Source organism: Streptomyces sp. NBC_00510 (assembly GCA_036013505.1).
Taxonomy (GTDB): Bacteria; Actinomycetota; Actinomycetes; order Streptomycetales; family Streptomycetaceae; genus Actinacidiphila.
The window spans coordinates 3,150,868-3,176,079 of record CP107851.1 but is presented as its reverse complement, the minus strand read 5'-3'; the positions used below and the strand labels follow the sequence as shown (position 1 = coordinate 3,176,079).

Annotated in this window: 24 protein-coding genes and 1 riboswitch; of the genes, 15 read left to right on the top strand and 9 right to left on the bottom strand. The window is 73.2% G+C overall.

All coding sequences use genetic code 11. The features are described from left to right. Positions 1-188 precede the first annotated feature (188 nt). A complete protein-coding gene (locus tag OG937_13975; protein ID WUD72724.1) occupies positions 189-1,541 on the top strand; it encodes an insulinase family protein in 1,353 nt (450 codons plus the stop codon). Next, the gene (locus OG937_13970) at positions 1,538-2,929 is read left to right on the top strand and encodes an insulinase family protein (protein WUD72723.1); all 1,392 of its coding nucleotides are present in this window, start codon (positions 1,538-1,540) and stop codon (positions 2,927-2,929) included. Before OG937_13975 ends, OG937_13970 begins: the two co-directional genes overlap by 4 nt. Positions 2,930-3,000: 71 nt before the next feature. Here OG937_13970 and OG937_13965 read toward each other — a convergent pair whose 3' ends face one another. Next, positions 3,001-3,846 (bottom strand): class I SAM-dependent methyltransferase, encoded by an 846-nt coding sequence (locus OG937_13965; protein WUD72722.1) that lies wholly within the window; start codon positions 3,844-3,846, stop codon positions 3,001-3,003. 278 nt (positions 3,847-4,124) lie between these two features. After that, positions 4,125-4,282, top strand: a riboswitch (cyclic di-AMP (ydaO/yuaA leader). A gap of 14 nt (positions 4,283-4,296) precedes the next feature. On the opposite strand from OG937_13965, the gene OG937_13960 reads away from it, so the two are divergent. Both OG937_13960 and OG937_13955 read left to right on the top strand, forming a co-directional pair. Beyond that, positions 4,297-5,061, top strand: coding sequence for a M23 family metallopeptidase (locus OG937_13960; GenBank protein WUD72721.1), 765 nt, complete (start codon positions 4,297-4,299; stop codon positions 5,059-5,061). 220 nt (positions 5,062-5,281) lie between these two features. Further along, a complete protein-coding gene (locus OG937_13955) occupies positions 5,282-5,974 on the top strand; it encodes a GntR family transcriptional regulator (GenBank protein WUD72720.1) in 693 nt (230 codons plus the stop codon). A gap of 215 nt (positions 5,975-6,189) precedes the next feature. Here OG937_13955 and OG937_13950 read toward each other — a convergent pair whose 3' ends face one another. Further along, positions 6,190-6,471, bottom strand: a complete 282-nt coding sequence (locus tag OG937_13950) for an HPr family phosphocarrier protein (protein ID WUD72719.1) — start codon at positions 6,469-6,471, stop codon at positions 6,190-6,192. A gap of 121 nt (positions 6,472-6,592) precedes the next feature. On the opposite strand from OG937_13950, the gene OG937_13945 reads away from it, so the two are divergent. The 4 genes from OG937_13945 to OG937_13930 are packed head-to-tail and all read left to right on the top strand — an operon-like array spanning position 6,593 to position 11,815. After that, entirely contained in the window at positions 6,593-9,316 is a 2,724-nt protein-coding gene (locus OG937_13945; GenBank protein WUD72718.1) for a GNAT family N-acetyltransferase, read from the top strand. Between the two features lie 28 nt (positions 9,317-9,344). Continuing rightward, positions 9,345-9,932 (top strand): DUF5998 family protein, encoded by a 588-nt coding sequence (locus OG937_13940; GenBank protein ID WUD72717.1) that lies wholly within the window; start codon positions 9,345-9,347, stop codon positions 9,930-9,932. Then, positions 9,932-11,116 carry an alkaline phosphatase family protein gene (locus OG937_13935; protein WUD72716.1) on the top strand — a complete coding sequence of 395 codons (1,185 nt, stop codon included), beginning with the start codon at positions 9,932-9,934 and terminating at the stop codon, positions 11,114-11,116. Before OG937_13940 ends, OG937_13935 begins: the two co-directional genes overlap by 1 nt. Before the next feature lie 54 nt (positions 11,117-11,170). Then, positions 11,171-11,815 (top strand): thymidine kinase, encoded by a 645-nt coding sequence (locus OG937_13930; protein ID WUD72715.1) that lies wholly within the window; start codon positions 11,171-11,173, stop codon positions 11,813-11,815. Here OG937_13930 and OG937_13925 read toward each other — a convergent pair. Then, positions 11,812-12,606, bottom strand: a complete 795-nt coding sequence (locus OG937_13925) for a VOC family protein (GenBank protein WUD72714.1) — start codon at positions 12,604-12,606, stop codon at positions 11,812-11,814. The genes OG937_13930 and OG937_13925 overlap by 4 nt on opposite strands. A gap of 128 nt (positions 12,607-12,734) precedes the next feature. Between OG937_13925 and OG937_13920 the strand changes: the two genes are divergently transcribed. Beyond that, the gene (locus OG937_13920; GenBank protein WUD72713.1) at positions 12,735-13,574 is read left to right on the top strand and encodes a sulfurtransferase; all 840 of its coding nucleotides are present in this window, start codon (positions 12,735-12,737) and stop codon (positions 13,572-13,574) included. A gap of 76 nt (positions 13,575-13,650) precedes the next feature. On the opposite strand, the gene sepH is transcribed toward OG937_13920, so the two are convergent. From sepH to OG937_13905, 3 genes are all read right to left on the bottom strand, one after another. Then, positions 13,651-14,754, bottom strand: a complete 1,104-nt coding sequence (sepH, locus tag OG937_13915; GenBank protein ID WUD72712.1) for a septation protein SepH — start codon at positions 14,752-14,754, stop codon at positions 13,651-13,653. Positions 14,755-15,085: 331 nt separating this feature from the next. Then, positions 15,086-16,408 carry an FAD-binding protein gene (locus OG937_13910; GenBank protein ID WUD72711.1) on the bottom strand — a complete coding sequence of 441 codons (1,323 nt, stop codon included), beginning with the start codon at positions 16,406-16,408 and terminating at the stop codon, positions 15,086-15,088. Next, a complete protein-coding gene (locus tag OG937_13905; protein ID WUD72710.1) occupies positions 16,365-17,612 on the bottom strand; it encodes an MFS transporter in 1,248 nt (415 codons plus the stop codon). Before OG937_13905 ends, OG937_13910 begins: the two co-directional genes overlap by 44 nt. Before the next feature lie 149 nt (positions 17,613-17,761). Between OG937_13905 and OG937_13900 the strand changes: the two genes are divergently transcribed. Further along, positions 17,762-18,886, top strand: a complete 1,125-nt coding sequence (locus OG937_13900) for a ferrochelatase (GenBank protein ID WUD72709.1) — start codon at positions 17,762-17,764, stop codon at positions 18,884-18,886. Positions 18,887-18,915: 29 nt separating this feature from the next. After that, positions 18,916-19,716: an inositol monophosphatase gene (locus OG937_13895; protein WUD72708.1), complete on the top strand. Its 801-nt coding sequence runs from the start codon at positions 18,916-18,918 to the stop codon at positions 19,714-19,716. 124 nt (positions 19,717-19,840) lie between these two features. Here OG937_13895 and OG937_13890 read toward each other — a convergent pair whose 3' ends face one another. After that, on the bottom strand, positions 19,841-20,014 hold the full coding sequence (locus OG937_13890) for a hypothetical protein (GenBank protein ID WUD72707.1): 174 nt from the start codon (positions 20,012-20,014) through the stop codon (positions 19,841-19,843). 331 nt (positions 20,015-20,345) lie between these two features. Here OG937_13890 and OG937_13885 point away from each other — a divergent pair, with 331 nt between their 5' ends. The 4 genes from OG937_13885 (at position 20,346) to OG937_13870 (ending at position 23,727) form a co-directional block, all read left to right on the top strand. Next, positions 20,346-20,999: a response regulator transcription factor gene (locus OG937_13885; protein WUD72706.1), complete on the top strand. Its 654-nt coding sequence runs from the start codon at positions 20,346-20,348 to the stop codon at positions 20,997-20,999. Positions 21,000-21,005: 6 nt separating this feature from the next. After that, positions 21,006-22,268, top strand: a complete 1,263-nt coding sequence (locus OG937_13880) for a HAMP domain-containing histidine kinase (GenBank protein ID WUD72705.1) — start codon at positions 21,006-21,008, stop codon at positions 22,266-22,268. Between the two features lie 398 nt (positions 22,269-22,666). Beyond that, on the top strand, positions 22,667-22,966 hold the full coding sequence (locus tag OG937_13875; GenBank protein WUD72704.1) for a DUF4193 domain-containing protein: 300 nt from the start codon (positions 22,667-22,669) through the stop codon (positions 22,964-22,966). After that, complete coding sequence (locus tag OG937_13870; GenBank protein ID WUD78730.1) at positions 22,945-23,727, top strand: hypothetical protein; 783 nt, start codon at positions 22,945-22,947, stop codon at positions 23,725-23,727. The genes OG937_13875 and OG937_13870 overlap by 22 nt, the downstream gene beginning before the upstream one ends. 42 nt (positions 23,728-23,769) lie before the next feature. On the opposite strand, the gene OG937_13865 is transcribed toward OG937_13870, so the two are convergent. Both OG937_13865 and OG937_13860 read right to left on the bottom strand, forming a co-directional pair. Continuing rightward, on the bottom strand, positions 23,770-24,219 hold the full coding sequence (locus OG937_13865; GenBank protein ID WUD72703.1) for a DUF3093 domain-containing protein: 450 nt from the start codon (positions 24,217-24,219) through the stop codon (positions 23,770-23,772). Between the two features lie 26 nt (positions 24,220-24,245). After that, a complete protein-coding gene (locus OG937_13860; GenBank protein ID WUD72702.1) occupies positions 24,246-25,130 on the bottom strand; it encodes an SDR family oxidoreductase in 885 nt (294 codons plus the stop codon). Positions 25,131-25,212 lie beyond the last annotated feature (82 nt).

Here is a 25,212-nt window from a genome sequence, read left to right as displayed (position 1 = left end):
GCTGGACCTCATCGGATAAGGACACGGGACTGTCGCGGACCATTGTGGACCGCCCCACCGACAGCCCGGACCACCCCCCCGCCTCATACGTGGCGGTGACGGGAACTTCGCGGGCCGTTTGTCCGCTGCCTAGAGTGGCAGGTCTCAGCACAAAACAACGAGTACGCGACCGGAAGGACAGCTTGCCCATGGGTCACACGGCCACGCCGGAGGCAGAATCCGGCGGCCTCACCGCGACCGAGCACCGCCTGGCCAACGGCCTGCGCGTCGTGCTCTCCGAGGACCACCTCACCCCGGTCGCCGCGGTCTGCCTCTGGTACGACGTCGGTTCCCGCCACGAGGTGAAGGGCCGTACCGGACTCGCCCACCTCTTCGAGCACTTGATGTTCCAGGGTTCGGCGAACGTCAAGGGCAACGGCCACTTCGAACTGGTCCAGTCCGCCGGCGGCTCCCTCAACGGCACCACCAGCTTCGAGCGCACCAACTACTTCGAGACCATGCCGGCCCACCAGTTGGAGCTCGCGCTCTGGCTCGAGGCCGACCGCATGGGCAGCCTGCTGTCCGCACTGGACCTGCAGAGCCTGGACAACCAGCGCGACGTGGTCAAGAACGAGCGCCGCCAGCGGTACGACAACGTCCCCTACGGCACCGCCTTCGAGCGGCTGACCGCGATGGCGTACCCGGACGGCCACCCTTACCACCACACCCCCATCGGCTCGATGGCGGACCTGGACGCCGCCTCCCTGGAGGACGCGCGCGCCTTCTTCCGGACCTACTACGCCCCGAACAACGCCGTCCTCGCGGTCGTCGGGGACATCGACCCGGAGCAGACGCTGGCCTGGATCGAGAAGTACTTCGGCACCATCCCGTCCCACGACGGCAAGCCGGCGCCCCGTGACGGTTCACTCCCCGGGGTGATCGGCGGGGAGCTCCGCGAGGTCGTCGAGGAGGACGTCCCCTCGCGCGCCCTGATGGCCGCCTACCGGCTGCCGCACGACGGCACCCGCGAGTCCGACGCCGCGGACCTGGCGCTGACCGTCCTCGGCGGCGGTGAGTCCTCCCGGCTGCACAACCGCCTGGTGCGCCGGGACCGCAGCGCCGTCGCGGCCGGGTTCGGCCTGCTGAGGCTGGCCGGGGCGCCGTCGCTCGGCTGGCTCGACGTGAAGACGTCCAGCGGCGTCGAGGTGCCCACCATCGAGGCCGCGGTCGACGAGGAACTGGCCCGCTTCGCCGAGGAGGGCCCGACCCCGGAGGAGATGGAGCGGGCCCAGGCCCAGCTCGAGCGCGAGTGGCTGGACCGGCTCGCCACGGTCGGCGGCCGCGCCGACGAACTGTGCCGGTACGCCGTGCTGTTCGGCGACCCGCAGCTCGCGCTGACCGCCGTCAAGCGCATCCTGGACATCACCGCGGACGAGGTGCGCGCCGTCGCCGCGGCCACCCTGCGGCCCGACAACCGAGCCGTGCTGGTCTACGAGCCCACGGGTTCGGCGGCCGCCTCCGGCGAGGACTCCGACGAGGACGAGGAGGGCGCGGACCAGTGACCGACGTCCACACCACCATGACGTTCCACCCGCAGCCACGGCCGGGGCAGCCCAAGCCCTGGGACTTCCCGGCCCCCGAGCGGTCCACGCTGCCCAACGGGCTGACGGTGCTGCGCAGCCGGCGCCCCGGCCAGAAGGTCGTCGCCGTCGAGGTGCTGCTCACGGCGCCGCTCGACGCCGAGCCCGAGGGCCTGGACGGCGTCGCCACGATCATGGCCCGGGCCCTGTCCGAGGGCACCGACAAGCACACCGCCGAGGAGTTCGCCGCCGAGCTGGAGCGCTGCGGGGCCACCCTCGACGCGCACGCCGACCACCCCGGCGTCCGGGTCTCCCTGGAGGTCCCCGCCTCCCGTCTCGACAAGGCCCTCGGCCTGCTCGCCGACGCGCTGCGCGCCCCGGCGTTCCCGGACGGCGAGGTCGAGCGGCTGGTGCGCAACCGCCTCGACGAGATCCCGCACGAGCTGGCCAACCCCGCGCGCCGCGCCGCCATGGCGCTGTCCAAGGAGCTCTTCGCCGCCGACCTGCGCTGCTCCCGGCCGCGCCAGGGCACCGAGGAGACGGTCGCGCGCATCGACGCCTCCGCCGTCCGTGCCTTCTACGACACGCACGTACGGCCGTCCACCTCGACGGCCGTCGTGGTCGGCGACTTCACCGGGATCGACCTGGAGGCGCTGCTCGAGAGCACGCTGGGGGAGTGGAGCGGCAAGCCCGCCGAGCGCCGCCCGCTGCCCGCGATCACCGCGGACGACACCGCGCGCGTCGTGATCGTCGACCGGCCCGGGTCCGTCCAGACCCAGGTGCTCATCGGCCGCGCCGGCGCGGACCGCCACGATCCCGTCTGGGCCGCCCAGGTGCTCGGGACGTACTGCCTCGGCGGCACGCTGACCTCGCGCCTGGACCGCGTCCTGCGCGAGGAGAAGGGTTACACCTACGGCGTGCGGGCCTTCGGCCAGGTGCTGCTCTCCACGCCCGAGGGCACCGGTGTCTCCCTGCTCGGCATCAGCGGGTCCGTGGCGACCGACGTCACCGCGCCCGCGCTGGCCGACACCTGGCAGGTGCTGCGCACCCTGGCGGCGGAGGGGCTCACCGACGAGGAGCGCGACGCCGCCGTGCAGAACCTGGTGGGCGTCGCGCCGCTGCGCTACGAGACCGCCTCGGCGGTGGCCGGGACCTTCGCCGACCAGGTCGAGCAGTCCCTGCCGGACGACTTCCAGGCCCGGCTCTACGAGCGGCTGGCCGTCACCGGCACGGTGGAGGCGACGGCCGCGGCCGTCAACGCCTTCCCCCTGGACCGGCTGGTGGTCGTCCTCGTCGGCGACGCCTCCGTCATCGCGGACCCGATCCGCGAGCTGGGCATCGGCCCGGTCGAGGTCGTCACGGGCGGCTGACCGGTGGCTCCACGGCGCGGCCCCGGGTGCCCTTGCGGCGCCCGGGGCCGCGGTGCGCGGGGGGTGCCCGTTCAGCGGCCCAGCCGGGCCGCCGCCACGTTGATCCGCATGCCGCACGGAATCCGTCCGCCGGCTCCGCTCAGGCCGGCGGCCCGGTCCAGGAACACGGCGCGCAGCTCCGCGGTCGGCTCCTCGTCCAGGACCTCCATGTTGTAGAACGTCCCGGTGAGGGCGGACCAGACCTCGTGGGGCGTCCCGTCCATGCCGATGACGACCGTCTCCCAGGACAGCGGCGCGAAGCCGAGGGGTGCGAGGAGTCCGTCGAGCCCCTCCCGGCTCCGTGTCCTGCGGTCGCCCAGCCGCGGAAGGCGCCGCTTCGCCGCCCGGAAGTACGGCACGGCCAGCGTCAGGAAGAGCTCCACGGCCTCGCCGGGGACGGGCCCGCCGCCGACGGCGACGGCGAACGTGCCGCCCGGTGCGAGCACCCGAGCGGCCTCGGCCACGACCCGGTCGGGGTCCGACATCAGCATGAGCGCCATGTGGGAGACCACGGCGTCGAAGGAGCCGTCGGCGAAGGGCAGCTCCTGCGCACGCCCCTGCCGCAGGTCGGCGCCGGCCAGCGCGGGCCGCCGGCGGGCGAGGGCCAGCTCGCCCTCCGACAGGTCGACGCCGGCGGGAACCTCGGCCCCGCGCCCGGCGAGCAGCTCCAGCAGGGCGCCGTCCGCGCAGCCGAGGTCCAGGACCCGCCGGGCGCCGGCGACACGCTCGGCGAGCACCTCGTAACTCGTCCGCCCGTCGCGGGTGGGGGCGGCCTCGGTCCCCTCCGACTGACGGCCGGGCATCCGGTCGTGGAAGGCGCGCAGGAAGTCCTCGGCGGCGCGGGCGGCGTCGGTGGCCGCCCCTGGTGTCGTGGTCACCCCGTGACCCTACGTACGCGGTGCCGCCGCCGGGTCCCGTTCGGCCGGGCCGGACGGTGACGCCGGTCACCGCGACCCGCGCCACGGCCGTGCGGGGGCTTCCCGGAGGGGCGCGCACCGCCGGGGAGCTGCGGCATCGCGGGATTGCGGACGGTTGCGACCGGTTGGCGGCCGGTGTGGCATCCCGCACATATTGCCGGATTTTTTTGGAGCCGGGAGCAACGCCTGGTTAACGTCCTCGGGTTGTCCGGCGGAAGCAGCCGCCTCCCGCGGCACCGGAGCAACGATCGCCGAGTCCCCGTCGGGCGTGAGCCTGGGGAGCCGGGGACCCACCTGAGATGTCCCTGGGGTGAATCGGGCGGCCTGTCGCCGCCCGTAGGAGACCTTCCTGCTCCGAACCCGTCAGCTAACCCGGTAGGCGAGAAGGAAGGAAAGGATCCCCGCCTGCCCATGGCGTCGTTCTCCATACGTTCCACCCTGGCCGGCGCCGCCGCGCTGACCACCGTCACCACCGGCGCGTTCGTCGTGCCCGCCGCGGCTGCCGACGCCAGGGCCGAGGGTTCCGCCTTCGCCCGCTGCGCCGCGGTCGCCGGGGACCTCGCCGCGCACCTCGCCGACCAGGCCTCGGCCCAGCACCGGGCCGCCGTCGTCACGCGCCAGCGCCACGACGCCCATGTCGCGCGCGCCAAGCGTGCCGCTCGTGAGCGCGCCGCCAAGGAGGTGGCCGCCAAGGAGGCCAAGGCCAAGGCGGCCCGGGAGAGCGGCACCGCGCACGCCTCCCGGGGCGCCGCCAAGGGCCGCGGCACGCTCGGCGGCTGGATGCCGCCGGTCGCCGGCTCCATCGGCACGCCCTACCACGCGACCAGCAGCCTGTGGTCCTCCGGCTACCACACCGGCGTGGACTTCCAGGCCTCCGTCGGCACCCCGGTGCACGCCGCCGGCGCGGGCACCGTCGTCGAGGCGGGCTGGGGTGGCTCCTACGGCAACAACGTCGTGATCCGCCACGCGGACGGCATGTACACCCAGTACGCCCACCTGTCCTCGCTGGGCGTGTCCGTGGGCCAGGCCGTCTCCGCGGGGCAGCAGATCGGCCTGTCGGGCGCCACCGGCAACGTGACGGGACCGCACCTGCACTTCGAGGCCCGTACGGCACCGTCCTACGGCGCCGACGTGGACCCGCTGGCGTACCTGCGTTCCAAGGGCGTCCGCATCTGAGCCATTCCCCTCCCCCCACACGAAGGCCCCGGTTCCCCCGCCGGGGCCTTCGGCATGCCGGCGCTTCCCGGCCGAGGGGTGTCCAAAAATGCTCCATGAATTCAGGCCGGCCGTCGGAATCGACGGCGTGCTGGAATAGAGTCGCGGCAGAAACGCCGGCTCCTCCGTTACGCGGGGATTAAAAGACGGCCGTCGGCGCGCACCGAAAGGAACCTGCGATGTGGGGTCGTACGTGAAGGGGGCTGGCGGCACGGGCCGCCCGATTTCGGCCCGGGCGGTGTGCACCGCGATCCGTGACGACATCATCAGCGGGTTCTTCGCGCCGGGGAGCCGGCTGACCGAGGAGCAGTTGGCCAAGCGCTACGGGGTGTCCCGGGTCCCGGTGCGCGAGGCGCTGCGCACCCTGGAGTCCGAGGGCTTCGTGCGGACCCGCCGGCACGCCGGGGCGTCCGTGGCCGAGCCGACCGAGCAGGAGGCCGCCGACCTGCTGGACATCCGCGCCCTGCTGGAGCCGCTGGGCGCGGCGCGGGCGGCGCAGCGGCGCACCGAGGCCCATGTGAAGGTACTGCGCGGGCTCGTCCGGCTGGGCCAGGAACGTTCCCTCCGGCGCCAGTTGTCCGACCTGCCCGCGTTGGACGGCTGGTTCCACGAGACGCTGGCCCAGGCCTCCGGCAGCCCGACCCTGGTGGCGCTGCTGACCCAGCTGCGGCACAAGATCGCCTGGGTGTACGCGGTGGACACCCCCGGGCGCGCCGTGGAGTCCTGGGAGGAGCACGGGGCGGTCGTGGACGCGGTGGCGCGCGGTGACGCGGAGCGGGCCCGGAGGCTGATGGCGGCCCATGTGGAGCGGGCGACGGCGGTGCACCGGCTGCGCCGTCCGGAGAGCACGGGACGCGGCGCCGCGGCGCGGTGAGGAATCGGAAACACGCCGTACACACTTCACGCGGCCGGGTTTAACAGAAGTGCCGTATACAACTTGGGGAATTGTGCGCGGGATATTTCCGCGCCCTATTGTGCTGCGCGCTGCCCGAAAATGACTTCGCAATGACGAAGGGGCGGGTCCGCGAAATCCGGCCGGATTTCACGCGCAGGCCCGCCCCTTTTGCCGCACCACGGCTCCGCGCGATGTCAGACGGTCTCGGGGAGCTCGTCCAGCCCTTCGGAGACGAGCTTGGCCAGGCTGTCCAGAGCGGCGTCCACGCCCTCCGCGTCGGAGGCCAGCACGACCTCCTCGCCGCCGGCCACGCCCAGGCTCAGCACGGCGAGCATCGAGGCGGCGTTGACCGGGGCCCCGTCCGCCTTGGCGATGGTGACGGGGGCGCCCACGGCGGTGGCCGCGCGGACGAAGATCGAAGCGGGACGTGCGTGCAGGCCCTCGGCCCAGCCGATGGTGACGCGGCGCTCAGCCATGGTGTTGCCCTTCGGGTCGTTCCTGGGAGGTCTAGACCAGTCTGCCATGCCTCGGACACCGGTCCGTCCCCACATCGTCGCACCGGTCCCGCGACCGGCAGGGTGCCCGTACGCTTGGGCCATGACGACGCCGTCCGCCGCAGAGCGCGACTACCCGGTCCACTGGGAGGCGGACGTGGTCCTGCGCGACGGCGGGATCGCCCACGTCCGGCCCATCGCGCCGGACGACGCGGGACGGCTGGTGAGCTTCTACGAGAAGGTCTCCGACGAGTCCAAGTACTACCGCTTCTTCGCGCCCTACCCCCGGCTCTCCGACCGGGACGTGCACCGCTTCACCCACCACGACTACCGCGACCGCGTCGGCCTGGCGGCCCTGGTCGGCGGCGAGTTCATCGCGACCGTCCGCTACGACCGCACCGACGACGGCGAGGCCGAGGTCGCCTTCCTGGTCCAGGACGCGCATCAGGGCCGCGGGGTGGCCTCCGCCCTGATGGAGCACATCGCGGCGGTGGCCCGCGAGCGCGGCATCCGCCGCTTCATCGCCGAGGTGCTGCCCTCCAACCGCAAGATGATCAAGGTCTTCACCGACGCGGGCTACACCCAGCAGCGCAGCTTCACCGACGGCGTCGTCCGCCTCGAATGCGACCTGGAGCCCACCGAGCAGTCCCTCGCCGTCATGCGCGCCCGCGAGCAGCGCGCCGAGGCCCGCTCCGTGCAGCGGCTGCTCGCCCCCGCCTCGGTGGCCGTCATCGGCACCGGCCGCCGGCCGGGCGGCGTCGGCCGCGGAGTGCTCCGGAACATCGTCGCGGGCGGCTACACCGGCCGCGTCCACGCCGTGAACCGCTCCTTCCCCGAGGACCTGCGCACCCTCGACCCCGAGGGCGTCCCCGCCCACCGCTCCGTCGCCGAGATCCCCGACACCGTCGACCTCGCCGTGATCGCCGTGCCCGCCGACGACGTCGCCGAGGCCGTCGACGCATGCGGCCGGCACGGCGTCCTGGGCCTGCTGGTGATCTCCTCCGGCTACGCCGAATCCGGGGCCGACGGCCGCCGTAGGCAGCGCGCCCTGGTGCGGCAGGCCCACTCGTACGGGATGCGCGTCATCGGCCCCAACGCGTTCGGCATCCTCAACTCCGCCGAGGACGTCCGGCTCAACGCCTCCCTGTCGCCGCAGACCCCGGACGCCGGACGGCTCGGCCTGTTCACCCAGTCCGGCGCCATCGGCATCGCCCTGCTGTCCGGGCTGCGCCGGCGCGGCGCCGGGCTGTCGTCCTTCGTCTCCGTCGGCAACCGGGCGGACGTCTCGGGCAACGACATCCTGCAGTTCTGGTACGACGACCCGGCCACCGACGTCGCCCTGCTCTACCTCGAAACCCTCGGCAACCCGCGCAAGTTCTACCGCCTCGCCCGGCGCACCGCCGCCGTCAAGCCGGTCGTCGTCGTCAAGGGCGCGAGGCACTCGGCGGCCGCCCCGCCCGGCCACGCGGTGCCCCCCGCCCGCATCCCGGACAGCACCGTCTCCGCCCTGCTGCGGCAGGCCGGCGTCATCCGCACCGACACCGTCACCGAGCTCCTCGACACCGGACTGCTGCTGTCGTGCCGGCCGCTGCCCGCGGGCCCCCGTGTCGCGGTCCTCGGCAACTCGGAGTCGCTCGGCCTGCTCACCTACGACGCCTGCCTCACCGCCGGGCTGGAACCGGGCCTCCCGCTCGACCTCACCACGGCCGCCGGCCCCGAGGACTTCCGGGCCGCCCTCACCGCCGCCCTCGCCGACCCCGCCCACGACGCCGTCGTGGTCACCGCCATCCCGCGCGTGGGCTCCGACCTCGGGGAGGCCCCCGCGAGCAGCGACGACCCCGCGCTGGCCGAAGCCCTCCACGCCGCCGCGGACGAGGCCGGCACCGGGAAGCCCGTCGTGATCGTCCACACCGCCCTGGAGGCCATGGCCACCCGCCTCGCCGCCGTCCGCATCCCCGCGTACGGCGCCGCCGAGCGCGCCGTGAAGGCACTGGCCAGGGCCGCCGCCTACGCCCAGTGGCGCAGGGACGCCCAGGTGCCCGGCAGGGTGCCGGAGTTCGAGGACGTCGACGAGGCGGGCGCCTGCCAGGACGTCACCCGGCTGCTCGACGAGGCGGCGGAGCCCGCCGGCGACACCCACGGCGTCCCCCTCGACGACTCGGCGGCCGCCGCCCTGCTGGCCCGCTACGGCATCACGGTCCGGCCCACGCTGCCCGCTCCCGGGATCGACGCGGCCCTGGAGGCGGCCCGGCGGCTCGGCTACCCGGTCGCCCTCAAGACCACCGCGCCCCACCTGCGGCACCGCGCCGACCTCGGCGGCGTACGCCTGGACATCGCCGGCCCCGACGACCTCGGCCGCGCCTTCGAGGAGCTGACCGCCCGGCTGGGCAAGCCCGAGGAGCTGCACCTGGTCGTGCAGGCCATGGCACCGCGCGGCGTCGACACGGTCGTACGCGCCACCGTCGACCCGGCCGCGGGCGCCGTGCTCTCCTTCGGCATCGCCGGCGCCCCCTCCGAACTCCTCGGCGACATGGCGCACCGGCTGGTCCCGGCCACCGACCGGGACGTCGCCGAGCTGGTCCGCTCCATCAAGGCGGCCCCGCTGCTGTTCGGCTGGCGCGGCGCGGAGCCGGTGGACACCGGCGCCCTGGAAGAGCTGCTGCTGCGGGTGTCGCGGCTGGTCGACGACCTGCCCGAGGTGGTCTCCGTCGACCTCGAACCGGTCGTGGTGGCCCCCGCCGGCCTCACCGTGCTCGGCGCCTCCGTGCGCCTCGCGCGGCCCCCGGCCCGCACGGACCTCGGGCCTCGCGCACTGTCGTCCTTCTGAACACGTGCTCCGCACTAGGATGGTCGCCATGGCGAAGACCGGTACGACGACCCAGGGGCTGCGCGCGGCGATCGAGCGCAGCGGCTACTACCCCGCCCTCGTGGCCGAGGCCGTGGAGGCCTCCGTCGGTGGGGAGGCGGTCGCCTCGTACCTGGTCCACCAGGAGACCACCTTCGACGCGAACGAGGTCCGCCGGCACGTCACCGTCCTGGTCCTGACCAGCACCCGCTTCATCGTCAGCCACACCGACGAGCAGAGCGCCGACGACACCTCCCCGAGCCCCTACGCCACCACCTCCACCGAGTCGGTCAAGCTCGAGCGGATCTCGTCGGTCGTGCTGAGCCGGGTCGTCGCCAACCCCGAGTCGTACACCCCGGGCACCCTGCCCCGCGAGGTCGTGCTGACCATCGGCTGGGGCGCGGTCAGCCGCATCGACCTCGAGCCCGCCGCCTGCGGCGACCCCAACTGCGAGGCCGACCACGGCTACACCGGCTCCTCCAGCGCCGACGACCTGAGCCTGCGGGTCAGCGAGGCGGGCGACGGCCCCGAGACCGTCCGCCAGGCCCTCGCCTTCGCGCAGGCGCTCTCCGAGGCGACCGCGGGCGCGGCCTCCTGATGGTCCATCCCGCCCCGTCCTACGAACCGCTCGATCCGTACGCCGCGCCCGCCCCGCGCTACGGCAGCGGCTCGCTGAGCGACCTGCTGCCCGCGGTCGCCGCCGGGCTCGGCATCACCGGCGCCCCGCGGACGGCGCTCGACCTCGCGCCCGCCGACCGGGTCTGCGTGTTCCTCGTCGACGGCATGGGCTGGGAACTGATCCGCCGGCATCCCGACGAGGCGCCGTTCCTCACCTCCCTGATCGCCGGCTCGGCCACCGGCAGCGGCCGGCCGATCACCGCGGGCTTCCCCTCCACCACCGCGACCTCGCTCGCCTCCGTCGGCACCGGGCTGCCGCCCGGCGCGCACGGCCTGGCCGGGTACACCGTGCTGAACCCGGACACCGGCGAGCTGATGAACCAGCTGCGCTGGCAGCCGTGGACCGACCCGTACGCCTGGCAGCCGTACCCCACGGTCTTCCAGCTCGCCCAGGCCGCCGGCATCGAGACCTGCCAGGTCACCTCGCCCACCTTCCAGCACACCCCGCTGACGAAGATCGCCCTCAGCGGCGGCACCTTCCACGGGCGGCTCACCGGCGAGGAGCGCATGGACCTCACCGCCGAGCGGCTCGCCGCGACCGACCGGGCGCTGGTCTACACGTACTACAGCGAGCTGGACTCCATGGGTCACCGGCACGGGGTCGACTCCGACGCCTGGCGCGGCCAGCTGATGATGGCCGACCGGCTCGCCCAGCGGCTCGCCGAGCAGCTCCCGCCGCGCAGCGCGCTCTACATCACCGCCGACCACGGCATGATCGACATCCCCTTCGACCCGGAGTCCCGGATCGACTTCGACGAGGACTGGGAGCTGCGCGCCGGCGTAGCCGTCCTCGCCGGCGAGGCCCGGGCCCGTCACGTCTACGCCGTGCCCGGCGCCGCAGCCGACGTGCACGCGGTGTGGAGCGAGGTGCTCGGCGAGCAGATGTGGGTGGCCTCCCGTGAAGAGGCGGTCGCCGCGGGCTGGTTCGGGCCCGTCGTGGAGGACCGGGTGCTCGGCCGCATCGGCGACGTCGTCGCCGTCGCCCGGGACGACATCGCGATCGTCGCCACCCGCTCCGAGCCGGGGGAGTCCACCATGGTCGGCCTGCACGGCTCGATGACCCCCGTGGAGCAACTGGTGCCGCTGCTCGAAGTCCGCACCTGACGCATCTCCCTCCCCACCGCCCACCGCCCCGCCCCGAAAGGCCGCCTCCTCCTCATGCCTGAGCTCGTGTTCTTCTCCGGAACGATGGACTGCGGGAAGAGCACCCTCGCCCTGCAGATCGAGCACAACCGCTCGGCACGCGGCCTGGAGGGCCTGATCTTCACCCGCAACGACCGGGCCGGCGAGGGCGTCCTCTCCTCCCGGCTCGGCCTGGAGACCAAGGCCGTCGAGGCCGCCGACGACTTCGACTTCTACGGCTACCTCGTCACGCACCTGTCCGGCGGCGCCCGCGCCGACTACGTCATCGTCGACGAGGCCCAGTTCTTCACCCCGGACCAGATCGACCAGCTCGCGCGCATCGTCGACGACCTGCGGCTGGACGTCTTCGCCTTCGGGATCACCACCGACTTCCGCACCAAGCTCTTCCCCGGCTCCCGGCGCCTGGTGGAGATGGCCGACCGGATCGAGGTGCTCCAGGTCGAGGCCCTGTGCTGGTGCGGCGCCCGTGCCACGCACAACGCCCGTACGGTGGGCGGGGAGATGGTCGTCGAGGGCGAGCAGGTCGTCGTCGGCGACGTCAACCGCCCCGGCGCGAAGATGGGCTACGAGGTGCTCTGCCGCCGCCACCACATCCGGCGGATGACCGCGGCCGCGGCGCGCGCGGCGGCGATCTCGCCGGACGTCCTGCCGGTCGACTAGCTGCCGCCGCCCCCCGGCTGCGGCCGGGACCGGATCACGGTGAAGACGGCGCCCTCGGGGTCCGCCACGGTGGCCAGCCGGCCGTACTCGGAGTCGCGCGGCGTGCGGATGACCGTCCCGCCCAGGTCCGTCACCTGGCGGGCGGCGGCGTCGGTGTCGGCGACCTCGAAGTACGTCATCCAGTGCGCCCCGCGATCGCGCGGCAGGGCCCGGCCGACGCCGTGGATCCCGCCGACCGGACGGCCGGCGAGGTGGAGCGTGAGGTAGTCGAAGTCGGTGGAGACGACCGCGTCGGTCTCCAGCCCGAAGACCACCGAGTAGAACTTGCCGACCAGCGAGGTCTCCCGGGTGACCAGCTCGTTCCAGACCGGCGCGCCCGGTACCCCGAAGACCTCGGTCCCGCGGTGGTGCCGGGCCTGCCACACCCCGAACACCGCGCCCATCGGGTCCGAGGCGACGGCCAGCCGTCCCGCGTCGTCCGCGTCCAGCGGGCCGACGCCCACCGTGCCGCCGCAGATCCGGATCAGCTCGGCGGTCTTGTCGGCGTCGTCCGTGGCGAAGTAGGTCGTCCAGGCGATGGGCAGGTGCCGGTCCCTGGGCAGCTCGCCGATGCCGGCCACGCTCTTCCCGTCCAGCGTGGCGCGCACGTACAGGCCCAGCGAATGCGGACCGGGGTGGAACTCCCAGCCGAACAGATGGCTGTAGAACTCCTGCGTGGCCTCGACGCTGTGAGCCAGCAGGCTGACCCAGCACGGGGTGCCGTGCGGGTGGCGGTTCCCTACCTCGGTCATCAATTCTCTCCTGGGGAGCAACGCTCGGGCTTGCAGGGGACGTGCCACAGCGATGCTCGCACCACCAGGTGTGCCGCGGACCGGGGCCGCGCCGCAGATTTCCCGCGCCGGGTGACCACAATGGGCTTATGCATCCTGTCATTACCGTAACCGAATTGGCCGCGCCGCCGAAGGGCGTCCCGGCAGGCGCCGCCCTTCTGGACGTCCGCTGGCAACTGGGCGGGCCGCCCGGCCGTCCCGCGTACGAGGCCGGTCATCTGCCCGGCGCGCACTACGTCGACCTGGACACCGAACTCGCCGGACCGCCCGGGGAGGCGGGCCGCCATCCCCTCCCGGACCTCGCGGTGTTCACCGCCGCCATGCGCCGCGCGGGCGTCGGCGCGGACCGCGACGTCGTGGTCTACGACGGCGGTCTCGGCTGGGGCGCGGCCCGCGCGTGGTGGCTGCTGCGGTGGGCCGGGCACGAGCGGGTCCGCGTCCTGGACGGCGGGCTCGCGGCGTGGACGGCGGCGGGACTGCCCCTCGAGACGGACGTCCCCGCCTACGAGGAGGGCGACTTCACCGCGGCGCCGGGCGCGCTTCCCGTGCTCACCGCCGACGAGGCGGCGGCACTGGCCCGCCGCGGCGTCCTCCTGGACGCCCGTGCGCCGGAGCGCTACCGGGGCGACACCGAGCCCATCGACCCCGTCGCCGGTCACATCCCCGGCGCGGTCAACGCCCCGACCACGCAGAACGTCGTCCCGGACACCGGAGTCTTCCTCGCCGCCGACGAACTGGCGGCGCGCTTCGGCAAGGCCGGCGCCACGCCCGGCGCCGAGGTCGGCGTCTACTGCGGCTCGGGCGTCTCCGGCGCCCACGAGGTGCTGGCCCTGGCGGTCGCCGGCATCCCCGCGGCGCTCTACGTCGGCTCCTGGAGCGAGTGGTCCACGGCGGGCCGCGACGTCGCGACCGGGCCGCAACCGGGCTGACAGGGCGCCGGCGGCCGGCGGCCGGCCCACACGGAGGACCGCACCGGGGCACCCCCTGAGGGGCAGCGTGCCCCGGTCAGTCCTGCTTCTTGCGCCGGCTCCCGAAGACGATCTCGTCCCAGCTCGGCACCGTCGCCCGCCGCCCCGGACGGACCCCGTCCGCCTCGGCCTGGCGGTCGGTGGACCCGACCAGCCGGTCGCGGTGGGCGCCGACCGAACGCGGCATCAGGACGTCGGCGTACGCGGAGCCCGCGCCGGCGCTCGCGGCGGGGGCCGGCGGCGCCTCCTCCTCCGCCCCGGGCGTGTCGGGACCGTCTTCCGTGACCGCTGCCGCGGCCGCGGCCGGCGTGTCGGGCGTGACGGTGGGCGGCCCCGCCTGGGCCGGCACCACCATGTCGCCGCGGAAGCTGGGGACCGCCTCCAGGAGGCTGGTCAGGGAGTCGCGCTCCTCCTCCGCCCGCTCCTCGGCCGTGCGTTCCGCCCGCTCGGCGCGGTCGGGCCGCTCCAGCGCACGGTCGCGCGGCAGCCGCGCGATCCGCGGTACGAAGGGGTAGCTCGGCTCCTGCGCGGCCTCCTGGGTCGTCTCCCCGATGAGCGCGCGCGCCTCGTCGTCCACGGCCTGGACGAGCCGCCGCGGCGGGTCGTACGTCCAGCTCGCGGAGTGCGGCTCACCGGCCACCCGGTAGACGAGGAGCACCTCCCAGGTGCCGTCGTCACGTCGCCAGGAGTCCCACAGGACGCTGTCCTTCTCGGCGCCGCGCAGCAGCAGCCGCTCGGCGACGGCCTCACCGAGCTGCGGACCGGTGCTCTCGCCCTGACGCCGCACCGCGGTCTTGCGGGCCCGCTCGGCCATGAAGGCGCGCTCCGCCAGCACGGGGCCCTCGAAGCGCCGGACGCGCTCCACCGGGATCCCGCCGAGCTGCGCGACCTCCTCCGCGGTGGCACCGGCTCGTATCCGCGCCTGGATGTCGCGCGGACGCAGATGGCTCTCGACCTCGATCTCGATCTGGCCCAGCCGCGCCCGGTCGTTGCGGATGGCGGCACGTAGGCGTTCGTCGATCGGAAGCGTGTACTCCGTGCTGTCGGCAGCCTTGAGCACCAGTCGTGTGCCGTCGTTGCTGACGGCCACGACACGCAGTTCGGGCACGGTTACCTCCCGGGTGGTGCCTGCCGACGTCACGTGCGTCGCTGCTCCCGATGGACGAGTGTGACCTGCCCGGGTGCAGCCTGCCACAACCTTGCTGAGTTTCCCGGCGTGTCGGGCATGTGCCGTGACTCGCCGTTATGGCACGGTTACCTATTTGCAACGCTGAGTGACCAAACGAACCACTCGGCGTCAAGCGTCTCCGGTTCGATCGACGGCACCCCGGGACGAGTGCGCCGTCTCCCCCCGGAGCCAGGATTTGTCACAGTACTCCATTTGGGCCACGTCGGTGGGGCGCCGCGCCGTCGAACTTCGCGCGCGCCAAGGGAGTTGGGGCGGGATCTTCACAAAAACCACATAAGTGGAACTATTCGCCGAGCACCCGCCGCAGGTAGTCGTTGCGGAACAGCCGGTCCGGGTCCAGCCGGTCGCGCAGGGCGGTGAACTCGGCGAAGCGCGGGTAGGCCTTGGCGAAGTAGTCCGCGTCCCGGGTGTGGATCTTCCCCCAGTGGGGGCGCCCCTGATGGGCGGTCATGATCTGCTCGACCGCCGTGAAGTACTCCTGGTACCGGCTGCCGCGGTACATGTGCACCGCGACGTACGCGGTGTCCCGGCCGGAGGCCGTCGACAGCGCGATGTCGTCCGCCGGGGCGACCCGCACCTCCACGGGGAAGCTGATCCTGAACTGAGAGGACTCGACCATGGACTTCAGTTCGCGCAGCACCTCCACCGCGGCCTCGCGCGGCACCGCGTACTCCATCTCCACGAAACGCACACGACGTGGATGGGTGAACACCTTGTACGGGACGTCGGTGTAGGCGCGGGCCGACAGGGCCCGGCTGGAGACCTGGGCGATGCCCGGGATCAGGGCGGGCGCCGCCCGGCCCACGGCGCAGGCCGCGTGGAAGACCCCGTTGGAAAGGAACTCGTCGTCGATCCAGCCGCGCACGCCCGGGACCGGGGCGGCGGGCCCCTGGCTGCGGTTGTTCCGCTTGGTGTTGCAGCTGTCGGTGTGCGGGAACCAGTAGAACTCGAAGTGCTCGTTCTCCTCGACCAGTTGGTCGAACTCGGCGACCACCCGGTCGAAGCGCATGGGCTCCTCGCGCGCGGCGAGCAGGAAGAGCGGCTCGACCGCGAAGGTGAGCGCGCTGACCACGCCGAGCGCGCCCAGCCCGATCCGGGCGGCGGCGAAGACCTCGGCGTTCTCCTCCGCCGAGCAGGTGAGCACCGAACCGTCGGCGAGCACCAGTTCCAGCGCCTTGATCTGGGCGGCTATGGAGCCCGAGTCGCGGCCCGTGCCGTGGGTCCCGGTGCTGGTCGCGCCGGCCACGGTCTGTTCCATGATGTCGCCCATGTTCGTGAGCGACAGGCCCTCGGTGGCGAGCAGCGCGTTGAGGTGCTTGAGCTGGACGCCCGCCTCCACCGTGACCGTGCCGGCCTCGCGGTCGATGCCCCGCACCGCGGTCATCGCCTCGGGCCGGATCAGGACGCCCGAGGTCGCCGCCGTCGAGGTGAAGGAGTGCCCGGTGCCGACCGCCTTGGCCGGGAGCCCGTCCGCCGCCGCCTTGCGGACCACGGCCGCCAGTTCGTCCACCGAGGCGGGTGACTCGGTCCGCGCGGGCAGGGCCTGCACGTTGCCCGCCCAGTTACGCCATGTGGCCTTCCCGGCGGTCCTGTTCGTCGTAGCCATGCGCACGCGTCCCCTCCAGCTCAGGCGCCGGCTCCAGCCGGCGGTACCCCAGGAAGGCCGCCACCACGGCGAGCGCCGCGGCGGAGGCGGGCACCGCGAACGCGGCCCGGGCCCCCGCCGCGTCGATCACCCACCCGGCCGCAGAGGCGCCGAGCGCCACACCGACCGCGAGCCCCGTGCTCGTCCACGTCATGCCCTCGGTCAGCTTCGCGCGCGGTACCAACTGCTCGACGAGCGCCATGGTGGTGACCATCGTCGGTGCGATGGACAGGCCCGCGACGAACAGCGCCACGGCCAGGAACGGCAAGTTCCCGACCAGTAGTGGCGGGATCATACTCACGGCCATGGCCACCACGCCCAGGAGGAAGCGGCGGGAGGCCGTTCCCGTCGGCTTCATCAGTCCGAAAAGCACCCCCGCGAGGCAGGAACCCGCCGCGTACACCGCCAGCACCACGCTCGCCGCGGCCTTGTGGCCCTGCTCCTCGGCGAAGGCCACGGTGTTCACGTCCACGGCACCGAAGAGCGCCCCGGTCGCGACGAAGGTCAGCACGAGCACCTGCAGCCCGCGGGAGCGCAGCGCGGAGCCGGGGGTGTGCTGTTCGCGCGGGTGGGGCGGCGGTTCGGTGGCGCGCTGCGCGCTCAGCAGCCACACCCCGGCCGCCAGGAAGAGCACGGCCAGCAGCGGCCCCGCCTCGGGGAACCAGATCGTGCACAGCCCGATCGACAGGATCGGGCCCACGATGAAGCAGACCTCGTCGACGACGGACTCGAAGGAGTAGGCGGTGTGCAGCAGCGCGGGCGACCCCCGGTGGATCATGGCCCAGCGCGCCCGCACCATGGCGCCCAGGCTCGGGGTCGTCCCCGCCGGCGCGACGCACACGAAGAGCGCCCAGTCCGGAGCCCCGGTCCGTACGCACACCAGCAGGCCCGCCACCGCCAGCACCGTCACCCCGGCCGCCGGGCGCAGCACCCTGCGCTGGCCGTACCGGTCGACCAGGCGGGAGACCTGCGGACCCAGCGCCGCCCCGGCCAGCGCCAGGGTGGCCGCGAGCCCGCCCGCGATCCCGTAGCGGCCGGTGACCTGGGACATCATCGTCACGATGCCGATGCCGAGCATGGACAGCGGCATCCGGCCGATGAAGCCCGCCGCCGAGAAACCCCTGGTCCCCGGAGTGGAGAAGATCGCACGATAGGGACTGGGCACAGGGCGCTCCAACGGCTTCGTCGCCGATGTTCGGGGGCTGAGGTGGGGGCCGGAGTAAGGAATGTGACTGCCTCACACAGCTTACAAAGGGAGCGCAAGCGAATTTTCCCGGTTCCTCGGCCGTCACCCCCGGGTGGCAGGATCGGAACATGTCCGATCACACCGAGGCCGGCACCGCCACTCCGTACGACGCACTGCTCCTGCTGTCCTTCGGGGGGCCCGAGGGGCCCGACGACGTCGTCCCCTTCCTGGAGAACGTCACGCGCGGCCGTGGCATCCCCCGCGAGCGCCTGAAGGAGGTGGGGCAGCACTACTTCCTGTTCGGCGGGGTCAGCCCCATCAACGCGCAGAACCGCGAATTGCTGGAGGCGCTGCGCAAGGACTTCGCCGGGCACGGCCTCGACCTGCCGGTGTACTGGGGCAACCGCAACTGGTCGCCCTACCTCACCGACACGCTGCGCGAGCTGGCCGGGGACGGCCACCGCCGGGTCCTGGTCCTGGCCACCAGCGCGTACGCCTCCTACTCCGGCTGCCGGCAGTACCGCGAGAACCTCGCCGACTCCCTGGCCGCCCTCGAGGCCGAAGGACACCCCGTCCCCCGTGTGGACAAGCTGCGGCACTACTTCAACCACCCCGGCTTCGTCCGGCCGATGGCCGACGCGGTGCTGACCGCCCTCGCCACGCTGCCGAAGGACGTCCGGGACGGGGCGCACCTGGCGTTCACCACCCACTCGATCCCCACCGCGGCCGCCGACACCTCCGGCCGCCCCGAGGACCACGGTGAGGGCGGCGCCTACGTCGCCGAGCACCTGGACACCGCCCGGGTGATCGCCGACGCCGTCCGCGAGGCCACCGGCACCGACCGCCCGTGGAAGCTCGTCTACCAGTCCCGCAGCGGCGCCCCCCACATCCCGTGGCTGGAGCCCGACATCTGCGACCACCTGGAGGAGCTGCACGCCTCCGGCGCCCCCGCCGCCGTCATGGTGCCGATCGGCTTCGTCTCCGACCACATGGAGGTCAAGTACGACCTCGACACCGAGGCGACCGCCAAGGCCGCGGAACTGGGGCTGCCCGTCGCCCGCGCCGCCACCGTGGGCGCGGACCCGCGCTTCGCGGCCGCCGTGCGCGAGCTGGTGCTGGAGCGCGCCGCCACCGAGCGGGGCCTGACCCCCGAGCGGTGCGCGCTGGGCGCGCTCGGACCCAGCCACGACGTGTGCCCCGTGGGCTGCTGCCCGGCGCGCAGCCCCCGGCCCGCTGCCGCGGGCGCCGAGTGACCGACGTACCCGAACGCACGAGGAGTACCGTGAACGACCACCTCAAGGACGAACTCCTGGCCGTGGCCCTCGAGGCCGCCCGCAGGGCGGGCGAGCTGCTGCGCGACGGCCGCCCGGCCGACCTCGGTGTGGCCGCCACAAAGAGCAGTCCGATCGACGTCGTCACCGAGATGGACATCGCCGCGGAGAAGCTGATCGCCTCCTTCATCATCGAGCGCCGCCCGGACGACGGGCTCCTGGGCGAGGAGGGCGCCAGCACCCCGGGCACCAGCGGGGTCCGGTGGGTGATCGACCCGCTGGACGGCACCGTGAACTACCTGTACGGCCTGCCGTCGTGGGCGGTGAGCATCGCGGCCGAGCGGGACGGCGAGACGCTCGTCGGGGTCGTCGAGGCCCCGATGCGCGGCGAGAGCTACCGCGCGGTGCTGGGCCGGGGCGCGTGGGTGGGCGACCGGCCGGCGGCCGTGCGCCCGGCGCCGCCGATGGACCAGGCGCTGATCGGCACCGGCTTCGGCTACCTGCAGGAGCGCCGCGAGGGCCAGGCGAGGGTGCTGCGCGAGCTGGTGCCGCAGGTGCGGGACATACGCCGCGGCGGATCCGCCGCCATCGACCTGTGCGACGTGGGCTGCGGCCGCCTCAACGGCTACTACGAGCGCGGCCTGAACCCGTGGGACTACACGGCGGGCGCGCTGTTCGCCCGCGAGGCAGGTGCCCTGACCGGCGGCCGCCCCGGGGTGCCGGAGTCCACGGAGCTGACCGTGGCGGCCCCGCCGGGACTGTTCGAGCCCCTGCAGCGCCGGCTCGACGAACTCGGCGCCTGGCACGACTGAGGGCCGCTGACGCCCCTTCCCGTGACGGCCGGCCGCCCCACGGGAACCGGCGGCGGGCACGCGAACGCCCCGGCACCTGTCCAGGTGTCCGGGGCGCGGCGTTCGGCTGTGCCGCCCGGCGATCTCAGGCGATCTTGGGCAGCACCTGGACGCCGTGCTCAGCGGCGAGGCGGCGCAGGTCGGCCAGTTCGGCCTCCTCGACCTCGGCCAGGAACTCGTCCCCGTCCTCGCGGGCGCGCAGAAGGTCCGATTCGGTGCTGTGTATGCGCTGCAGGATTCCAGTGGTGAATGCGTCCATCAGGTGGCGCCCCCTCGTCGTCGTGGGTTGACACAGGGATATTCGGGGTCGTGCGATGTGCGGGGTCGTTCACAGGTCTTGTCCGGGGACCCCTCGGATCACACAGCGGCTACTGCCACGGGAGTTGCGGACGCCCTGGGGGCGTGATCGGGGGTGTGCAGTCGTCCTCCCCAGGCCCGCCGGAGGGGAAACCTCCGGGACGCGAAGAATTAGGCGCCAACTGCTCTTACCCCTGTTTTACGGCCTCCCGGTGCAGGATGGAGGGGCGTTCAGCCTGCGCACGCGGGCTGTGCACGGCTCTTTGAGAAGTGCCTAGGGAAGGAACAGCGCCTTGCGCGTACTGGTCGTCGAGGACGAGCAACTGCTCGCCGATGCGGTAGCCACCGGACTGCGCCGTGAGGCCATGGCCGTCGACGTCGTCTACGACGGCGGCGCCGCCCTGGAGCGGATCGGGGTCAACGACTACGACGTCGTCGTCCTCGACCGCGACCTGCCGGTCGTCCACGGGGACGACGTGTGCCGCAAGCTCGTGGAGCTGGGCCTGCCGACCCGCGTCCTGATGCTGACCGCCGCGGGCGACGTCAGCGACCGCGTGGAGGGGCTGGAACTGGGCGCGGACGACTACCTCCCCAAGCCCTTCGCCTTCACCGAGCTGACCGCCCGCGTGCGGGCCCTCGGGCGCCGTACGACCGCGCCGCTGCCGCCGGTGCTGGAGCGTTCCGGGATCAAGCTCGACCCCAACCGCCGCGAGGTGACCCGGGAGGGCCGCCAGGTCCACCTGGCCCCCAAGGAGTTCGCGGTGCTGGAGGTGCTGCTGCGCAGCGAGGGTGCCGTGGTCTCCGCGGAGCAGTTGCTGGAGAAGGCCTGGGACGAGAACACCGACCCCTTCACCAACGTCGTGCGCGTCACCGTCATGACCCTGCGCCGCAAGCTCGGGGAGCCCGCGGTGATCGTCACCGTGCCCGGCTCCGGTTACCGGATCTGATCCGCCGTGCCCGCGCCCTCGTCCTCGCCGACGACCCCGCCCGCGTCGCAGGCCATCCCGCCCAAGCCCACCTGGGACCCGAAGCCGGCCGCCCGCCCCATGCCGCTGCTGCGCCCCACGATCCGGATAAGGCTCACCCTGCTCTACGGCGGCATGTTCCTGATCGCCGGGGTGATACTGCTGTGGATCATCTACCTGCTGGCGGCCCAGGCCATCCGCCAGGGCACCGAGGCGCAGTTCCACGTCGAGGCCGGCCGGCTGTCGCTCACCGGGCTGTGTCCCGAGCTGCCCACCGGCCCGACCAACCCCGACGCCTTCAACAAGGCCTACGTCCACTGTCTGGCCGTGCAGCGCGAGACCGCCCTGAACGTCCTGCTCAAGCGCTCGCTGTTCGCGCTCGTCGGTCTCGCCGTGCTCGCCTTCGCCTTCGGCTACCTGCTGGCCGGCCGTGTGCTGGCGCCGCTCGGCCGGATCACCCGCACCGCGCGCGGCGTGGTGAGTTCCGACCTGACCCAGCGGATCCACCTGACCGGCCCGGACGACGAGCTCAAGGAGCTGGCGGACACCTTCGACGACATGCTGGAGCGCCTGGAGCGGTCCTTCGACGCCCAGCGGCGCTTCGTCGCCAACGCCTCCCACGAGCTGAGAACGCCGCTGGCGATCACCCGCACGCTGCTGGAGGTCCAGCTCGCCGACCCCAACGCCTCCCCGGACATGGCACAGCTGGGGAAGAACCTGCTCGTCACCAACACGCGCAGCGAGCAGCTGGTGGAGGGCCTGCTGCTGCTCGCCCGCAGCGACAACGAGATCGTCGACCGCAAGCCGGTGGACCTCGCCGAGGCGGCCACCCAGGCGCTGGAGCAGACCCGCAGCGAGGCCGACGCCAAGGGCGTGGAGCTGCGTGCCGCGCCGGGCGAGGCGGTCGTCCAGGGCAACGGGGTGCTGCTGGAGCGCATCGCGCTGAACCTGGTGCAGAACGCCGTCCGGTACAACGTCGCGGACGAGGGCTGGGTGGAGGTCACCACGGGCGTCGAGGCGGGCTCCGCGGTCCTGACGGTCGTCAACACCGGGCCCGTCGTCCCCGCGTACGAGATCGACAATCTGTTCGAACCCTTCCGTCGGCTGGGCAACGAGCGCACGGGCAGTGACAAGGGCGTCGGTCTCGGGCTCTCCATCGCCAAGTCCGTCGCCCGGGCCCACGGCGGCACGATCAGCGCGGTCCCGCGCGAGGGAGGTGGCCTGGTCATGCGGGTTGTCATCCCCGTGTGACCCGTCACACGACACCCCCGGAGGCGTGTTCGCTTTGCGCTGAATTTTGCGGTCTGCGCGCCTCGGGGGCATGCTGTGAGCGATCACACATACGATTCCGGCCGCGGGTACTCTCCGTGATTGCGACCTCCGGGAAAAGACCGGAAAAATCCATGTTTCCGCAGGTCATGATCACGGGAAGTACACGTGGAGGCGCGAGCAAGGTGCGACAAGCGGGCCGTTTCCGGTCATGACCGGCAGCGGATGCGATCACCTCTTCGGGGGTGCGTTTGGGTGTCGATTGAGTAACGGCACTTGATGTAAGGCAAAATCTCCGCTTCGGGCCGGGCACAAGACCGGCCTCCCGTGCGTTACGTGCGCTGGAGACACCGCAGACACCCAGAGGGGGAGAGCGATACATGGCTACTGATTACGACACCCCACGCAAGACCGACGATGACGTCAACGAGGACAGCATCGAGGAACTCAAGGCCAGGAGGAACGACAAGTCGACCTCGACGGTCGACGTCGACGAGTTCGACCAGGCCGAGTCCCTCGAGCTGCCCGGAGCCGACCTCTCCAATGAGGAGCTGTCGGTCCGGGTGCTGCCCCGGCAGGCGGACGAGTTCACCTGCATGAGCTGCTTCCTCGTGCACCACCGCAGCCAGCTGGCGACGGAGAAGAACGGCAACCCGATCTGCCGCGACTGCGCGGCCTGACGGAGAGCCGGACCGTGGCGAGCGACGACGAGCGGGGCCATGAGGCCTCGCTCGCGGGCGCAACGGAGGGGCCGGCGGGAGATCTCGTCCCGCTCCGTCCCCCCGGCCGTGCCGCACGGGCACGGGCACGCGCCAAGGCGGCGCTGAACACCTTCGTCGACGGGCTCGTCGAGACGGCCCCGAGGGTCCCCGTCAGGGACCTGGAGACGCTTCGCCGCCAGTTCCCCGGGCTCGGGCCCGAGGAGCTGGCCGACAAGCTGGTGGGCGCCGCCACGATGGGCACCGCGACGGTCGGCGCCGGCATCGGCGCCGCCGCCATGCTGCCCACCCCGCCGGCCATGCCGGCGGAGCTGGCCTCGGAGACCCTCGGCGTCGCCCTGGTCGAGTACAAGCTCATCGCCGAGCTGCACGAGGTCTACGGGCTGCGCGCCCCGGGCACGCTGCGTCAGCGGTCGACGATGTACCTCGCCGAGTGGACCGAGCGGCGCGGGATCGACTTCTCCAAGCCGTCCACGCTGAACATCGCCCTCGGCGGCAGGATGAAGCGCGAGCTGCGCCAGCAGCTGATGAAGCGCACCATGCGCAACCTGCCGACACTGACCCCGTTCATGGTCGGCGCGGCCGTCGGTGCCGTGATGAACCGGCGCGACACCAAGAAGCTCGCGGAGCAGATCCGCAAGGACCTGCGCGTCCGCCAGGTGCCCTGGGGCCTGCTGTCCGCCGAGGAGGAGCCCCCGCCCGCGCTCGGGCCCGGTGGCTGAGCCACCCGGCACCGGGCACCCCGTGCCGGGGCGCCCGTGTGCTCAGACGCGCACGTCCCGCAGGGCCGCGGCGAGGCGCTCGGGCGAGCGGGTCGACAGGTACAGGTAGGGCGTCGGGTCGTCCGGGTCGGTGACCTCGACCTTGAGCGCGGTCGGCACGTACGCGCGCAGCAGCATGAAGGCGCGCGGATCGGCCTTGTACGACCGCCAGGCCACGGCCTCGTCCCGGTCCAGCACCGTGGCCTCGCCGAGCGCCGTCACGGGGATCTTCGCGTCCCCGGCCACCAGCGAACCGGCGACCACCCGCAGCCGCGGCGAGCCGTACGCGCTGACCAGGGCCGCTCCGGCGGCCGTACCGCCCACCAGCCCGCCGAGCAGCGCCAGGGGCCCGAAGGGCAGCAGGATCAGCGCCAGTGAGACGCCCGCGCCGACGGCGAGGCCCCACCACGAACGCGGCGCGGTCAGCCGCTCCTCATAGCTCATGACGGTCATGACACCAAGCTTGTCATGCCGTGTCCTCAGCGCCCGCCCCGGGACCGCAGCCTCGTCAGCGCGTGCGCCGCGCGCGGGGGACGCCGCAGCCCCGTGGCGACCTGCTTGGCCCAGTCGGTCGCGGCGGTCGGCAGGGCGGCGTCCAGGACGGCGGAGGACCGGGCGTCGGTGCCCACCAGGTAGCGGGGGAGCGGCCGCGGTGCCGTGAGCGCCCTCAGGACCGTGCGCGCCACCGGGCGCGGCGAGGGCAGCTCCCGCTTGATCATCTCCTCCGCGGCCTCGTACTGGTGCCGGTAGGCGGAGTTGCGGCGCTGCGGGAGCCGGCTCGCGCCGCGCTGCCAGATGTCCGTGCCGTACGAGCCGGGCTCCACCAGCACGACCTTGACGCCGAACGGGGCGGCCTCCATCCGCAGAGCGTCCGTCACCGCCTCCAGGCCCTGCTTGCTGGCGCAGTACCAGCCGAGCAGCGGCATCGAGACCCGCCCGGAGATCGACGAGATGTTGACGATCCGCCCCGCGCGCCGGGCCCGCATCGTGGGCAGCACCAGGCGGGCGATGCGCGCCGGGGCCACCAGGTTGGTCTCCAGTTGCTGCCGCACCTGCTCGTCGTCGACGTCCTCGATCGCACCGGGCTGGGCGATCCCGGCGTTGTTCACCACCGCCCACGGGCCGCCGTCCGTCATCGTGGCGATCTCGGTGAACGCCCGGACGGAGGACGTGGCGTCCGTGACGTCCAGGAGGACGGTGCGCACCGACGCGCCGGTGCGCTCCACCGCCTCGCGCAGCGCCTCCGCCTTCTCCTCGCTCCGTACCGTCCCGATGACGTCGAAACCGGCGTGGGCGAGTTCCAGGGTGGTGGCGAGGCCGATCCCGCACCCGGCTCCTGTGACGACGACGGACCTGGGGGTCATGTGGTGCTCCAAGGGAGGGTGCTCCGGTGATGGGCGGGCCGCGGGGCCGCAAGGACAACGGCCGGGCGGCGGGAATGGATCC

What these genes read in the sequence shown, in the direction of transcription:
- OG937_13900 (WUD72709.1), top strand. Translation starts at nt 17,762, where the DNA reads ATGTCCGATCACACCGAGGCCGGCACCGCCACTCCGTACGACGCACTG.
- OG937_13920 (WUD72713.1), top strand. Translation starts at nt 12,735, where the DNA reads ATGCATCCTGTCATTACCGTAACCGAATTGGCCGCGCCGCCGAAGGGC.
- OG937_13960 (WUD72721.1), top strand. Translation starts at nt 4,297, where the DNA reads ATGGCGTCGTTCTCCATACGTTCCACCCTGGCCGGCGCCGCCGCGCTG.
- OG937_13950 (WUD72719.1), bottom strand. Translation starts at nt 6,471, where the DNA reads ATGGCTGAGCGCCGCGTCACCATCGGCTGGGCCGAGGGCCTGCACGCA.
- OG937_13940 (WUD72717.1), top strand. Translation starts at nt 9,345, where the DNA reads ATGGCGAAGACCGGTACGACGACCCAGGGGCTGCGCGCGGCGATCGAG.
- OG937_13935 (WUD72716.1), top strand. Translation starts at nt 9,932, where the DNA reads ATGGTCCATCCCGCCCCGTCCTACGAACCGCTCGATCCGTACGCCGCG.
- OG937_13890 (WUD72707.1), bottom strand. Translation starts at nt 20,014, where the DNA reads ATGGACGCATTCACCACTGGAATCCTGCAGCGCATACACAGCACCGAA.
- OG937_13945 (WUD72718.1), top strand. Translation starts at nt 6,593, where the DNA reads ATGACGACGCCGTCCGCCGCAGAGCGCGACTACCCGGTCCACTGGGAG.
- OG937_13860 (WUD72702.1), bottom strand. Translation starts at nt 25,130, where the DNA reads ATGACCCCCAGGTCCGTCGTCGTCACAGGAGCCGGGTGCGGGATCGGC.
- OG937_13930 (WUD72715.1), top strand. Translation starts at nt 11,171, where the DNA reads ATGCCTGAGCTCGTGTTCTTCTCCGGAACGATGGACTGCGGGAAGAGC.
- OG937_13875 (WUD72704.1), top strand. Translation starts at nt 22,667, where the DNA reads ATGGCTACTGATTACGACACCCCACGCAAGACCGACGATGACGTCAAC.
- OG937_13925 (WUD72714.1), bottom strand. Translation starts at nt 12,606, where the DNA reads ATGACCGAGGTAGGGAACCGCCACCCGCACGGCACCCCGTGCTGGGTC.
- OG937_13910 (WUD72711.1), bottom strand. Translation starts at nt 16,408, where the DNA reads ATGGCTACGACGAACAGGACCGCCGGGAAGGCCACATGGCGTAACTGG.
- OG937_13975 (WUD72724.1), top strand. Translation starts at nt 189, where the DNA reads ATGGGTCACACGGCCACGCCGGAGGCAGAATCCGGCGGCCTCACCGCG.
- OG937_13865 (WUD72703.1), bottom strand. Translation starts at nt 24,219, where the DNA reads ATGACCGTCATGAGCTATGAGGAGCGGCTGACCGCGCCGCGTTCGTGG.